The sequence below is a fragment of the Clostridium sp. UBA4548 genome (genome assembly GCF_002387895.1).
In the GTDB taxonomy this organism is placed as follows: domain Bacteria; phylum Bacillota; class Clostridia; order Clostridiales; family Clostridiaceae; genus Clostridium_J.
Map to the genome: position 1 here is coordinate 122,105 of NZ_DGLI01000023.1, position 14,005 is coordinate 136,109.

The 14,005-nt window shown below is 29.9% G+C and carries 15 protein-coding genes and 2 riboswitches; of the genes, 3 read left to right on the plus strand and 12 right to left on the minus strand.

Annotation, left to right across the window (positions count from 1 at the left end):
• Positions 1 to 469: 469 nt before the first annotated feature.
• Both amrS and amrA read right to left on the minus strand, forming a co-directional pair.
• Positions 470 to 1,324 (minus strand): AmmeMemoRadiSam system radical SAM enzyme, encoded by an 855-nt coding sequence (gene amrS / locus B3040_RS08720; protein ID WP_291572274.1) that lies wholly within the window; start codon positions 1,322 to 1,324, stop codon positions 470 to 472.
• 17 nt (positions 1,325 to 1,341) lie between these two features.
• The gene (gene amrA / locus B3040_RS08725) at positions 1,342 to 2,745 is read right to left on the minus strand and encodes an AmmeMemoRadiSam system protein A (RefSeq protein WP_291572276.1); all 1,404 of its coding nucleotides are present in this window, start codon (positions 2,743 to 2,745) and stop codon (positions 1,342 to 1,344) included.
• 146 nt (positions 2,746 to 2,891) lie between these two features.
• On the opposite strand from amrA, the gene B3040_RS08730 reads away from it, so the two are divergent.
• Positions 2,892 to 3,257 carry a zinc ribbon domain-containing protein gene (locus tag B3040_RS08730; RefSeq protein WP_291572279.1) on the plus strand — a complete coding sequence of 122 codons (366 nt, stop codon included), beginning with the start codon at positions 2,892 to 2,894 and terminating at the stop codon, positions 3,255 to 3,257.
• Positions 3,258 to 3,328: 71 nt separating this feature from the next.
• Here B3040_RS08730 and B3040_RS08735 read toward each other — a convergent pair whose 3' ends face one another.
• The 6 genes from B3040_RS08735 to B3040_RS08760 form a co-directional block, all read right to left on the minus strand.
• Positions 3,329 to 4,051, minus strand: coding sequence for a creatininase family protein (locus B3040_RS08735; RefSeq protein ID WP_291572281.1), 723 nt, complete (start codon positions 4,049 to 4,051; stop codon positions 3,329 to 3,331).
• Between the two features lie 142 nt (positions 4,052 to 4,193).
• The gene (locus B3040_RS08740; RefSeq protein ID WP_291572283.1) at positions 4,194 to 4,898 is read right to left on the minus strand and encodes a DUF2971 domain-containing protein; all 705 of its coding nucleotides are present in this window, start codon (positions 4,896 to 4,898) and stop codon (positions 4,194 to 4,196) included.
• Positions 4,895 to 5,380 (minus strand): hypothetical protein, encoded by a 486-nt coding sequence (locus B3040_RS08745; protein ID WP_291572285.1) that lies wholly within the window; start codon positions 5,378 to 5,380, stop codon positions 4,895 to 4,897. The genes B3040_RS08740 and B3040_RS08745 overlap by 4 nt, the downstream gene beginning before the upstream one ends.
• Positions 5,381 to 5,702: 322 nt before the next feature.
• Positions 5,703 to 6,605 (minus strand): cation diffusion facilitator family transporter, encoded by a 903-nt coding sequence (locus tag B3040_RS08750; protein WP_291572288.1) that lies wholly within the window; start codon positions 6,603 to 6,605, stop codon positions 5,703 to 5,705.
• Positions 6,606 to 6,654: 49 nt separating this feature from the next.
• A riboswitch (NiCo riboswitch) is annotated at positions 6,655 to 6,736 on the minus strand.
• A 214-nt stretch (positions 6,737 to 6,950) separates the two neighbouring features.
• Complete coding sequence (locus B3040_RS08755; RefSeq protein ID WP_291572292.1) at positions 6,951 to 7,958, minus strand: hypothetical protein; 1,008 nt, start codon at positions 7,956 to 7,958, stop codon at positions 6,951 to 6,953.
• Between the two features lie 174 nt (positions 7,959 to 8,132).
• Positions 8,133 to 8,561: a GNAT family N-acetyltransferase gene (locus tag B3040_RS08760; protein WP_291572295.1), complete on the minus strand. Its 429-nt coding sequence runs from the start codon at positions 8,559 to 8,561 to the stop codon at positions 8,133 to 8,135.
• A 289-nt stretch (positions 8,562 to 8,850) separates the two neighbouring features.
• Between B3040_RS08760 and B3040_RS08765 the strand changes: the two genes are divergently transcribed.
• Together B3040_RS08765 and B3040_RS08770 are read left to right on the plus strand one after the other, a co-directional pair.
• Positions 8,851 to 9,090 (plus strand): hypothetical protein, encoded by a 240-nt coding sequence (locus B3040_RS08765; protein ID WP_291572297.1) that lies wholly within the window; start codon positions 8,851 to 8,853, stop codon positions 9,088 to 9,090.
• 193 nt (positions 9,091 to 9,283) lie between these two features.
• Positions 9,284 to 9,409, plus strand: a riboswitch (cyclic di-AMP (ydaO/yuaA leader).
• Positions 9,410 to 10,033, plus strand: coding sequence for a cell wall hydrolase (locus B3040_RS08770; RefSeq protein ID WP_291572299.1), 624 nt, complete (start codon positions 9,410 to 9,412; stop codon positions 10,031 to 10,033). It begins immediately after the preceding riboswitch.
• Between the two features lie 143 nt (positions 10,034 to 10,176).
• Here B3040_RS08770 and B3040_RS08775 read toward each other — a convergent pair whose 3' ends face one another.
• From B3040_RS08775 to B3040_RS08790, 4 genes are all read right to left on the minus strand, one after another.
• Positions 10,177 to 10,620, minus strand: a complete 444-nt coding sequence (locus B3040_RS08775) for a hypothetical protein (protein WP_291572301.1) — start codon at positions 10,618 to 10,620, stop codon at positions 10,177 to 10,179.
• A 138-nt stretch (positions 10,621 to 10,758) separates the two neighbouring features.
• Positions 10,759 to 11,598, minus strand: a complete 840-nt coding sequence (locus B3040_RS08780) for a hypothetical protein (RefSeq protein ID WP_291572303.1) — start codon at positions 11,596 to 11,598, stop codon at positions 10,759 to 10,761.
• Positions 11,599 to 11,833: 235 nt separating this feature from the next.
• Positions 11,834 to 13,060: an NAD(P)-dependent malic enzyme gene (locus tag B3040_RS08785; protein WP_291572304.1), complete on the minus strand. Its 1,227-nt coding sequence runs from the start codon at positions 13,058 to 13,060 to the stop codon at positions 11,834 to 11,836.
• Positions 13,061 to 13,276: 216 nt separating this feature from the next.
• The gene (locus tag B3040_RS08790) at positions 13,277 to 14,002 is read right to left on the minus strand and encodes an EcsC family protein (RefSeq protein ID WP_291572306.1); all 726 of its coding nucleotides are present in this window, start codon (positions 14,000 to 14,002) and stop codon (positions 13,277 to 13,279) included.
• Positions 14,003 to 14,005: the final 3 nt, after the last annotated feature.

Consider the following 14,005-nt stretch of genomic DNA (forward strand, 5'->3'; position numbering starts at 1 on the left):
AGGTATTCTTTACAGTAAGTTTACAATTCTTTAAGCAATATCTTAAAGAATATTAAAATGTCTTCTAAAAAATAAAAACCATACACTCACGTATTAAAACATAGGGTGCATGGTTAAAAGTTTATTAAAATATAAGTTGAAGATAATTTTAAAATTAATTTTAAGTAATCATATTAAAATTAATTTTTTTCCTCTTGACTCAAGCCGCATAAAATCATAGCTATAAGTATAAAAGAAATTGTTATAAATTCACCCATAATAGACCTCCCCCATAAGTGTGTCTATTATAAGTATATTCATAGGATAATCACTTGTTTCCTTATTTCAGAATTTTAATTGACTATAGCTAATTAAATATAGCATTTATTTTTTGGAATATGCCTTATAAAATCCATGAAAAAATCAGCTAATAAGCAAATGCAGTTTCGAAACTTATAGCCAATGGGTTGCGGCAACATTGATATTAAAACTATACATTCCCAAATGATACCCTATTAAGGTATTTCTTTGCAATTTCTTCAGCAGTTATCATAGTTTCGATGGTGGTTGCTGGATTGTTCATTTTATACCTTGGAAAATATCTAGATAAATGGAGAGGAATATTTTTATCAATATTGCTTAAAAACTTAGAAATACTCTCAATATCCTCAATTGAATGATGTTCATTGCTTACTAACAAATTTGTCACTTCTACATGACAGTTTTTAGCAGCTTGTTCTATGGTTCTAAGAACAGGAGTTAAATTACCACCGCATACCTTATTATAATAGTCATTGTTATAGCTCTTAAGATCAATATTCATTGCGTCTACATAAGGTAAAAGCTCCTTAAGAGGTTCTTCACTAATATAGCCATTAGTTACAAGTACAACAGATTTATCTTCACTAGTTTCTTTCAAAAGTTTTGAAACTTCATACACATACTCATACCATATAGATGGCTCATTATATGTAAATGCTATCCCAATATTATCTTCTAAGGTCAGTATTAACTGAACTAACTTTTCTTTTGAAAAGAATTCACTAGGGGCCTCAACCTGAGAAATGCTGTGGTTTTGACAAAAGCCACAAGTAAAATTACACCCAAAGGAGCCAATGGATAATATATTTGTAGAAGGTTTAAAGTAATGAAGAGGCTTCTTTTCCATAGGATCCATGGATATAGATGTAACTTCTCCATAGTTAATTGTATATAATTTATCATCTTCATTAATTCTAACTCTACATTTACCAAAATTATTTTTATCAATAATACAATTGTGAGGACACAAAAAACAATGAATCTTTTCCCCAAATTTTTCATAAAACATTGCATTTTTCTTCATCTTATGACTTCCTCTCCCTATTCCTCAAGGTGCCTTATAACTTCAAATTTTTCTATAGTATATTCCTCTGAAGTTATGCCTGCCTTTTGTAAGGCAATTGATAATTGCTCTTCTATAGTATTAACTCCTTGTAAATCTGGGAGGAGAAGGCCTGTTTTCCCATTATCTTTAACAATAACCCCATATTTCCTTGGGTCTAAATCTTCTTTATCAGCCTCTTCTGGCTCGGTAAGTACATCAACAGAAATATCTATATCCATTAACTCATGTTCTTCAACTCTATAAAATCTTGGGTCATTGACACCTGCTTCGATGGCATTTCTAATTATTTCCTCAGCCACTGAGTTGGTTACAGGAAATATTGTTCCAATGCATCCTCTTAACTCTCCACATTTTTTCAGCGATACAAATACTCCTCTTTTTACTTCTCTCATTTCATTGGTTACGTAATCAGGAATATACTCAAGTTCTTTTCCAGAAGTCAAGTAATAGGCCAAGCTTTCCCAAGCTAGCCTTACATATAAATCTTTTGCTCTCAACTTTTTCTCATATAAGGATTTTTTTAGCTCTTCAATTTTTTCAGTCTTAGAATCTTCAATACTAGTCGGAATGAAATTCATTACACCATACCCTACCCCAAAAGTTCCTTCATAACTTAGTAATTCATCTTTAAACTTATGTTTATCTAGTGCACCTAATAACATTATCACAGACCTTCTTCCACACTCACCAGCACCTTCCATAGTTTTTTTATCCATACTCATAATTCTCATAGGGTTTCCCTGTTGAAGATTTAATAAGAATTCTTTATCGAATACTTCACCGTAAGGGTTGTAATCATAAGGGCCATCCTTCTTAAGTCTATGAGATAAGTCCCCACTAGCTATTAGAACTGCATTTATATCAATGAGTTCTACAGCTTTGTTTATACATATCCCAAACTTATAAAGTTCTAGATCACTAAGAGGTGCATAGGTGATATGTACAATTTTATAGTTTTCCAAAGCCTGATTTATAAAGTATAATGGTACAAAAACTCCATGATCTATTTCAACCTTAGAATCAAACTTTCTTAAAAAGTCATCTGTAGCCATGAGAGAAGGAATATTTTCTTCAATAGCCAGTTCATATATTTTACTTGTAAGCTTTTTATCAATCTCTAGCTCCATTGAAACACTATGCTCACCAAACTTTTTCAGGTCACCTTTAATTGTATCTTCATAAGCTAGTGCTACAGCATCTCCAAACATAGTTCCATGGGGAGTAATTATTATAACCACCTCGGGATCTTTTTCTTTGATATCATGTGCTATTAAGTTTAATGCATCCTTTGTTTTTTTTATCTTTTCTTCTTCACCCTTTCCAATGTTAGGAATCACAATAGGAGGATGAGGCATTAAATAAAAACCTTTTATACTCATAAAATCACCTCAAATAAATAATTATATTGATATACAGATTTTCATATACTAGTTATTAATCTATTTAATATGTTTTGTCTATGAACTATAATATATTCTATAAAAATCAAATTAAATAATTGAGTACTATATAAGGAGGTTTATCCATGTTTTTCATTGGTGTAATGGGGCTAGATAATAAAGAGGAAATTTTAAGGGAAGTAGAAGTTCAATGTCCTAACTGTAATGTAAATCATTTATTTCTTTTACATAGTTATAACAGATTTCATTTTTTCTTTTTACCTATTTTGAAATGGGAACATAATTACTATTTACTCTGCAAAAATTGTGATTCCCTATATGGTATAAATAAGGAAAAGGGATATGAAGCAAGTATAAAAAATCATGTTAAATTTACTTATTGGGACTTATCACCTATTCATGTTGAGAAACTATGTGAAAGCTGCAAAAAATCTTTGAACGGAGAGTTCGAGTATTGTCCCTATTGTGGTCATAAACAAACTACTTTCTAATAAAGTAAACCCTATAGAATAATAATAAAGTTTTCTATAGGGTTTTATTTTATATAGTTTTATTTTTTAATTTACTCAGTATAGTAATCTTCATTTACAACCATTTTAATTGTATCAATTATTTTTTCACTTACTAAATGAAATATTTTTTCACCTTTCTCTTTTGTAGCAAGGGTTGCATTGCCTGATAGAGCATCCTTATAAATAACTTTTCCTCTATCCTTAAAATACAATCTCATTGTAGGTTTTCTATTATTACATATAGCTTTATTCATCTGAACTAAATTATCGTTATAAAATAATATGGCAGAAGTCTCGTCTTCTCCACCGTGACCTTGCCCTTCAGTAATGGTTAATATATCCTTGGAATAATCCATCCACCAATTTATAGTTAATGCAGCTAATCCAAGTTCCATAAGTTTCTCACTTGCTAAATTTAAGGCATTAATATTTCCACCATGACCATTTAAAAATATAAGATTTTTAACTCCGTTTTTATATAGGCTTCTTCCCACTTCAAAAATGTATTGAGCTAAAACCTCTGATGGTACATGAATAGTACCAGGGTATACAGATAAATCATAACTTTGTCCAAAAGGAACTTCAGGGGCTATAAATATCTGATTTCCCATTTTTTCATCTATACTTTCACAAAGTAACCTTGGAGAAAAAATATCTGTTCCTAAAGGCAAATGATGTCCATGGGCTTCAACTGAGCCAATAGGTATAATTACAGTTTTTATAGTTTCAACCTTTTCTAGAAAATCATCTGAAGTTAAGTTTACCATATACATAAGTAGTCCCCCTCTTTTCAAAAACAATGTTTTATATCTATTATACCATAATAATCCAAATTCAATTTCATAGTGAGTTCATGTTTTAGCTTTATTATATTATTAAATCTAAAATTTATTTCTGGCCTTTGTTCTTAATTAACTATTCTTCATTTGAACAATATAAATCTGATTTTTCAGGGGTTATTTTAAATCCCAATCGTTTACAGTATTCTTTAATTGTTTCTACATACCACTCCTTGGCACGAGGATCAATGATAATTTTTTCTATAAACTCTATAGGATTTAAGTTAATCTCAATACGTGAACAACGCTGATTACTGCTATTACAAGTAACATAATCGCTTAAGGTTATCAGCCTGACTTCTTTCTCATGTTCAAAGGCTTTGCGTTTAAATAAACCTTGAATTAGGTCATTCTTTTTTACGTCTCCATCAGTCAATTTTTTAGAAACTTGATTTAAATTTTCATAGTATATTACTGGAGATAACATACCAAAATTTATTTCTTTTAAGAGGCTAAATTTTTCTACTGTAGTTTGAATTAAAATCCCTTCATCTTCTCTTGAATAAATTCTCCATAAAGCATCTGAAACTCCTTCTAAACTCCAACATTGGCCATATAATCCATTTAAATATTCTTTCTCCGTATTATAATTAAAACAATTATCTATCTCAGATAAGAATTTTCTTGTTGGTATCTCCCATTTATCTTCCCAAAATAATAGCTTTGTAAGATAAGTTTTTTGTGTTTCTACAAAACTCATAAATTGACTAAGACACATATATCTATATAGTTTAGTATCCTTATGTAAGGATTTATCAATTATAATTCCATCAATACTCATTTCCTGTTCTCCTCCTTTAAAGTGTCCAGAAAGCCTTTAAAGTTTAAAATTCTATGAGCTGGGAGGATAAGCTTTCCGCAGTTAATAATTTTTTTATCCTCTGTTACTAATATAAGCTCCTTATGGTTATAGCATAAAGAAATAAGCTTAAAATCATTATCTGACAACTTATTATCATTGATAAAATAAATATTAGTTTTATCATTGTATTTAATTGTAATATTTTTGTTTTCCCTTAGTATCCCCTGAATATTAATCGCTTCGTCTTCAATTATGTTATTTAAAAGTTTTATAAATTTATCTGTCAATACTTGAATTCCATTATAGATTTTGAATTCTTTATGTGATAATTCCGCTGCTACACCTTTTGAAATTCTGTAATCTGAATGAGGATTTTTGTCAAGCTCCTCAAGTAATTTCGGAAATTGATTCCATATATTTATTATTATATTAGAGTCTAATAAATACTTCACATTATCCATTGAAGAAACTCCTTATATGTATTTTTATTATTAAAGCACACATTTTTAATATGACCAATAAGACGTTCTTTATTACAAAAATAGGTTATAGAATTGTGCCATGCACAATAAATATACAGGTTGTAATCATAATATAATTAAATAGAAAATTATTAACTTACTAATAATCTATGTTTCTCGAAGTTAATGAACTATATACAACTCTCCATCGCAGCAAGTGCTACTAGATTAACTTTTATATTAAGCCCTACATATATAAAAAGCACCATGAAATATTCTTCATATTCATGGTACTTTTATTTATTCTACACTTTTATCAACTTCAGATTAGTTCACTACTAAAAGTAACACCTCCACTATCATAAAAAGGTTCTATATGAACAATCATTTGAATATTACCATTAACTTCTTCTCTTACTTTATTTTCAATTTGCTTAATTAGTTTGTGACATTGAGCAACATTCATATTTGCTGCAAGTTTCATATGCATATCTAAGTAAATTTCGCTATGGATGCCTCTACTTCTAATTTTATGAACATCCTTTACTTCATTGAAACTCAAAATTATTTCTTTTACTGAATCTGTTTCTACTGCAGCTTTATCTACTAATATTTCACTTGCGGATTTAAAAATTTCATAGGACGAATGTAGAATAAATATAGAAACAATAAAGGATGCTATTGAATCTATAATTGGTGGAAAACCTAACTTAACTGATATTAAAGTAAAAAGCACACCAGCAGAAACAAAGATATCGCTTTTAGTATGCAAGGAATCTGAGGTAAGAATGTAGCTATTCATTTTTTTACCTTGCCTAAATTCAAATCTGCATACTAATACATTTACTACAATTGTAAACATCAAAGTTACAATACTTTCTACTGTAATTTGAAGTTCAATTGGATTTATTAAACGATAAACAGCATTTATGATTACTTTTCCCCCTATAACAAGTAACATTCCTGCAATAAATAGACCTGCTAACATTTCAAACTTTTTATGTCCATAAGGATGTTCTACATCTATAGGTTTTGAAGCAAGATTAATACCTATTATGCCTACTATATTTGATGAACCATCTGTTAAAGAATGAAATCCATCTGCAATCATGCTAGTGCTGTTTATAAGGTTACCTATAATGATTTTCAATATAGCTACCATAAGGTTTGCGAATAATATTACCCATAAGACTTTTTTGATTACTTTAAAATTATCACTATTCATACCCAACTTACCTCCCTTTGAAGATAAAAAATCCATGGAACACTATATTAATTGTCCCATGGATTTTTCCACTGCTTTTAAATAAGCCCGGCTGCATAAATAAAACTTACCGCCTGTTCATTTATAAACTTTATCTTATTTGCTTATTTTTATTATATTCAGAATTAATTTTGTTGTGCAAAAAAATAGATGATAAATTAAAAGATTCTACTGATGGTGGGCTACCCTTAGAATAGAAAAGATAGAAGCCTAATAACATATTACTAGACTTCTATCTTTTCCATAGATAAATAACATTATTAAAAATAGTCTAAATCACAATAACCTTTTACTTTTTAGCTTATTTTACTCTATCAGTAGATTCATTAAATCACTGTATATTCCATAAGCAGTTTGTTGAATCTCTGGGTTTTTTTCAACAATACATATTTCTCCCATTAAATCTGTTGTTACACATAATATTGAGGAGGTAGCATCTATTGTACTTAACATGTCTGTATTAGGCACTAATTTTGGGTAAACTTTCCCTATGATTTTATCTCCACTTCTATAACCTTCACAAATAAGCTTAAATTTTTCACCTGCTTTTTCAGCATCAATAATATCTTCTTTTGAGATGTTCTTAATGCCTATCCTATCTACTTTTAATGGATTAAGGTCTCCATTAAGTAAAACATTTGCTAAGGCAGAGGTTTTTGCAGCTGCATCCCATCCGTCAACATCCATTGATGGGTCTGCCTCTGCAAAACCTCTCCTTTGAGCTTCTTTAACAGCATCATCATACTCATTACCTTTTTCCATTTCCTCAAGTATAAAGTTGGTAGTTGAATTTAAAATTCCCTTAAAGGATTCAACCCTACAACCTGGAAGTGTATACTTTACAAGGTTAAATATTGGAGTACCGTCCATCACAGTAGTTTCATATAAAAACTTTCTATTTTTTTCTCTAGCCATGGCTTTTAATCTTTTAAAATCCCAAGCAATTGGACCTTTATTTGCTGTTATTACATCCATATTGTTGCTAAAGGCTGTTTCAATGTGACTAATGGCTGGTTGCCCATCCCAAATGGAAAGAGTGCTTAATTCTATCATAACATCTGCATGAGATTCTATAATCATATCAATAGTTGAAAGATGAACGAGATTGGGATTGTCATTTGAGAACCTCCCTTTTGCCTCTAATTCATCTAAAGCAGCTTTAATATTAATTCCCTCATGACACAATAAATTTCCTTTTGATTTTGTAGCTATGGCTGTGATTTTCACATCTAAATTCTTGTTAAGTAATAATCTGCAGAATTCTTGACCAGAGTTTCCAAATCCTACTATACATAGTTTTAAAGTTTTATCCATAGTATCCCCCTAAAATTTCACTTAAGCCTTTGTAGTGAGTAGTGTGCAACCCACTTCTTTATATAAGGCTTACTAGTATTTTTATATTATAAATTTATATTACTGACGTAAGTATAAATAAAAATATTGGTATGTAGATGTAGTAATCTTAATACTCTATCTAAACTGTTAAAATTAATTTACTATTTCCATATATCTTTCAGGTGTAGCAAGTTCGCTAAATCCAAACTTTCGGTAGAGTTCATGTGCATCCTTGGTGGCTAGCAACCATTTTCTCAACTCTAATAAATCAGGGTAATTTAAGATGCATTCTAGGAGCCAAATTCCTAACCCATTTCCCCTATAATCTTCATCAATGTAAACATCACACAAATAAGCGAAAGTTGCATTATCAGTAATAACTCTAGCAAATCCAATTTGTTTATCCCCTTTAAACATTGAAAAGCAAAGAGAGTTCTCTATAGATTTTACAATTGTTTCTTTAGATCTATTGGTGGCCCAGTATAACCTATGAAGAGAATTATATAACGTATCAATATTTATTTTGCCTTTATCTGTTGTTACAGTAAAACCACCCTTTGTATAATTTATTATTTTACTCATTTAAATTCCTCCATAAAAAACCTTATATATCAGGAAATAAATATTAAAAAAATGATTTTTAATATAGAATACCTTTTACTTCTTAATTTATTATAGCATAATTTTACATTTTTTTCAGGATAGAAAAATTATTTTTAATTTCATGTAATTCTTCACCCGTATTGATTTAGCTATGTATTTTATTCCAACTAAACCAATACATTTTATCATAGGTTAATTAAAGTTGGAGAAACTATTATTAGTTGTTATATTTACAAATAAAATTTATATACTGAGAGGAGTAATAACTATGGATGAAAAATCCCTACAAACGGTTAGAGAACTAAACGCTAAATCAAGGAAAAATGCACAAGTTAATAGCAACAAGCATAGCACACAACACATCAATTCATCTATGAAAAATGAGGTTGATAATACAGCAAACTTTAGTGCTGAAGAAGATATTAATGAAGTGAATAGCTTAAATAATATAAGTAGTATGGTTAGTATGGACTATGTAGATTCTGAGTCTTTTCCAACAAATAAATAGCTTTCAGAGCAAACAAAAAATCAGGTAGCTTCAATAGCTCCTGATTTTTTTATTTGTTAAAATCACAAATTAATTTATTTAATTAATAATGGTATATGTTTAAAATAATTGGAATACAGGAAAATAAAACAATAATATCCTTAAATTTTATAATGAAATCATATGTTATTTAGTATATAATGTACTAACAGTTAAACAAGTTATGCCGAATCTCTTTTAAAGAGTACGGGGGAATACATTTTGGGGTGAAGCTACTTTGTAGCTGGGGAACTCCCCCCTAACCCGACAACTAACCTCGGAGGCAAAGGAGGGACAAACTATGTTTAAAATGAATAATTTTAGAAAAATACTAATTGGTGCTACAATAATTTTATTTACCGCATCAGGTTCAGCAAAAGCTACTACTCATGAGGTACAAAAAGGTGATACCTTATATAAAATTTCGAAAAGCTATGGTGTAACCCTTGATAGCTTGAGAGAAACAAACAATAAATGGGATAATCTAATCATACCTGGTGAAGTCTTAGAAATACCTGGAGAAACCTCAAGCACTGATGTTCATAAAAGCGAAGCTTCAGGGTTTATTCCATATACCGAGGAAGAACTTCAATTATTAGGTAGGTTGATTAGAGCTGAGGCAGAAAATCAGCCTTATACCGCTAAGATAGCTGTTGGTGCAGTGGTTGTTAATAGAGTTAAGAGTGACAAATTTCCTAATAATATTACTTCGGTTATATATGAAAAAAGACAATTTACACCAGTAAGCAATGGTATGATTAATAAACCTGCTACAGAGGAAACGCTTAAGGCGGCTAAAGAGGCCTTAGGTGGAAATGATCCAACCAATGGTGCTTTATTCTTTTTCGATACCAGCGCAACTAGTTCTTGGTTACGTTCAAAGCCACAAGCTTTAAAAGTAGATAAAATGGTGTTTGCATTTTAATTTAGTAGATATTCTATTAAAATTTAAAAGCCAAAATTAACTATAAGTTAGTTAATTTTGGCTTTAATTGTTTTCTGCAATAAAGAGACTCATATAGTATATTGATTTTTCCTTGTTCCTAATCATGTACTAAAAAGTGCCTTTTAAATCATTTCATTAAAGTGCTCATATACAATCTTACAATTTCGGGGTACCCTAAAAGCTATTCTTGAAGTATCATCATAGTATTCTTCGTCAAACACATCATTATCCTCATCCCACTCATCCTTGCATTCATATTCAATAAGTTTTGGCAAAATTATATCTTCTACTTTATTGTCGTAGTCAAAGTTCTCATTAGCGTGAAAACCAAATTGTGAATCTGTGGTCATCCTAATACTACAAGGGATAATATCTGCGTTTTCGTCCATAATTTCAACAATTTCCTCTATTAATTCTTCTGCAACATGAGGAACTTCCATAAAAACAAATTCGTAACCTTTGTATTTCATTAATTTTGTTAATTGGGTTAAATCTCTGACTAAGTCGTAAATTGCCTCATACCCTTCTCTTGTAGTAACCATATATAAATTGCTTGAATATGCCATATAGCTAACCTCCATAAATAATAATATTACCTAGTATACTTGTATATTTGAATAGTACCTAAGTTTGATATTATATTTATACTTATTTTCACTATATTTGGTGCATATTTTACAATAAAAACTTTCAAATTAAACTGTTTATTTTTCATAAACTATAAAACTTTTGGGTGAACCTTCCTTAGGAGTACTATTTTCATTAAGTTCAAAAACACCTTGAATTTCAACCTTTGAAATTTTACTAGTGGTTTCATAGGTAAACGAAGAAATTTTGTCTTTACTATTAGGTTCGTATAGTTTAACTTCATTGAAAGGTAAGTTATATGTTTCTCCATCTTCTGTAGTCAGTATTACACTGCCAAATATTGAACCATATCCAATTGAAATTTTACTATTTGTTTTATTCTCAATATACAGTGAAGCCCCAATACCATCAAACAATGCTATTGTTTTCTCTAATTGAATCTTAAATTCCCCTGAGATAACTTCTGCTAATGCAAAACTCTGTGAGGAAACAGCTCCATTATAAATTATTTCAATCTTATTACTATCAAGATTTTTTTGCAAAAATAACATATCCTCATGCTCTGAACTATGACCCTCCTTGGATATTTCTACATATTTTGTATTAATTATTTTAGTATTTTCATTAAAATCCTCAGTAGATAAGATTTTATACTCTTTAACCTTATTATTTAGTAGGTAGTCATCTATAGTTTTTTTTATTTCTTCCTCACTTGAATTTAAATGCTTAAGACTTTCACTGTTAATATATTTGATGTAATCACTTGAGTTCTTATTGATTAAAGCTTTATAGATTCCATCTATGACTTTTTCAGCTTCTTTATTTGTAAAGAAGTTTTCTTTTTCAGAAACATTTATATTTCTACTAGCTACATTCTTAGTAACATTACATCCCGTTAAAGTTAAAGAACAGCCTATTACAAATGCTAAGGTGGTGTTTATTAGAAACTTTTTCATTATTACCATCTCCTCCAGAAAAATAAGGTTAATAGTTTGTCCACATAAATGTTATATCATATTTATTATTTAAAAGTTATCTTTAAAACAAATATTTATTCTACTTTGGTGCATTATATTACATTTCTCATATAATTTATATTATAAATTTTTAATAGGCTATTTCAAACCTATTCATTGAAATAGCCTATTCAGATAGAAATCATATAAATAATTAGAATATATGGAGAGCACTTTACTTAGTTAATAGTTTTTCTGTATTTTCCTTAATCTTTTCAGGGCTAATTGTTAATCTATTAACCTTAGTTTCTATAGCTGCTCTTGATACATATTCTGCTACCTTTGGAGCAATCCTTAGATCGAAAGGCGCAGGTATTACATAATCTTCCCTTAATTCTTCAGGGCTAATTAACTCTGCTATTGCAGTAGCAGCGGCAATTTTCATTTCATCATTTATATCAGTTGCTCTTACATCTAAAGCACCTCTAAAAATACCTGGGAAAGCCAATACATTATTTACCTGATTAGGATAGTCGGACCTGCCAGTACAAACCACTCTAGCACCAGCTTCTTTCGCAACTCTAGGGTCAATTTCTGGATTAGGATTTGCCATGGCCATGATGATAGCATTCTCATTCATTGACTTTATCATATCACTATCTACACAATTACCAATTGAAACCCCTATGAACACATCCTTATCTTTTAGCACCTCTCTTAGACTACCTTTTTCTTTATTCTTATTACTAATCATAGCAATTTCACTTTTGTATTTGTTCATTTTTTCTTGTCTTCCAGAATAAATAGCACCTTTTGTATCACATAAAATCACATCATTTACTTTTAATTTTATTAAAAGTTTAGCTATGGCAATACCAGCTGCACCAGCTCCGTTTATTACAACCCTTATATCTTGTAGATTTTTTTTAACTATTTTCAGTGAATTAAATAAACATGCTAAAGACACTACAGCGGTTCCATGTTGATCATCATGAAAAATTGGTATGCTACAAACTTTCTTTAGTTGCTCTTCTATTTCAAAACACTCTGGAGCTTTGATGTCCTCTAGATTAACTCCCCCAAAAGAACTTTGAAGAAATTTTACAGTGTTAATTATCTCACTTGGGTCTTTAGTTTCTAAACAAATTGGAAAAGCATCGATACCCCCAAATGCCTTAAATAAAACTGCTTTTCCTTCCATAACTGGTAAACTAGCTCCAGGGCCAATGTCCCCAAGTCCAAGCACAGCTGTACCATTTGTTACTATTGCAATCCAATTACCTTTTGAAGTAAAATCATAAATTGTATCACTATCTTTATTAATTTCTAAGCAAGGTTCTGCTACCCCTGGAGTATAAGCTAAGGTCATCTGTTCTCTATTTTCAACAGATACTTTACAATGCAGTGCTATTTTGCCTTTATTAATCTTATGAAATTCCAAAGCTCTTTCTCTTAAATTCATTTTTATCTCCTTATAACTATTACTTTAGGATTAATCACAATAAACTGCAAATAAATTACCACTATATAGTCTGTAGTAATCCTAACTCATACTTCATAATATATAGTGGTATTTTTAATAAATGGCTCTTGTGTCATAACCTCTTAATAAAAATATATTTAAGATAAATTTAAAAGAGAACTATAAATTGAAATGTATTTTATATATAATGTAATTTTAGTTTTTCATTCCTAAAATTCTAAGCCTATAGGCATTTATAGCAGTCTCTCCAAGTTTATCCATAAGTTGATAATTAGCATAAGCTCCAACCACTGCACCAATCCCTGGAACTAATTGTAACATTTTAGCCAAATCTATATAGTCCCTATACTCAACCTGAAAGGTTTTCCAATCATAATCATTTATATTTTCGGGAAGTGTGTCTATATAAGTTTGCCAATTTAATAGATTATGATATACCTCATATCTTTTCTCATCACTAGAAAAAGCTAGAAGAAATATATGCAAGATATATAGTCTTTCAGTATAGTTCTTTACATCAAAACCAAATATACTAGCGGTATCAAACAAAAACTTCATTTTTATGCTCAAAAGTATAGGAAAATCCGCAAGTCCTAATAAAAGACCTCCAGCACCAGTTCCAGCTCCACTTACTGTTGCAGCTTTTCTATAAAAATTTAGCTTCTCTTCAACTAACTTTTCCCGTTCTTCTAAAACAGCATATAGTAGTGGCGCTTTAGTAATAAATCCTGAGCCTGTAAGCACAGCCTTAGTCATATTTTTAATAGCTTCGGTAATAATATTTTGAGCTTTTTCAGGAATTAAATTGTTAAATTTCTTTTGAACCCCTTTAGTAATCTTACTTGTAAAGGACGGCTTCTTACTCATTTTTTTCTGCCATTTTTTAAGTTCATAAAATGCTTGTTCTTCGTAACTAATCATCGG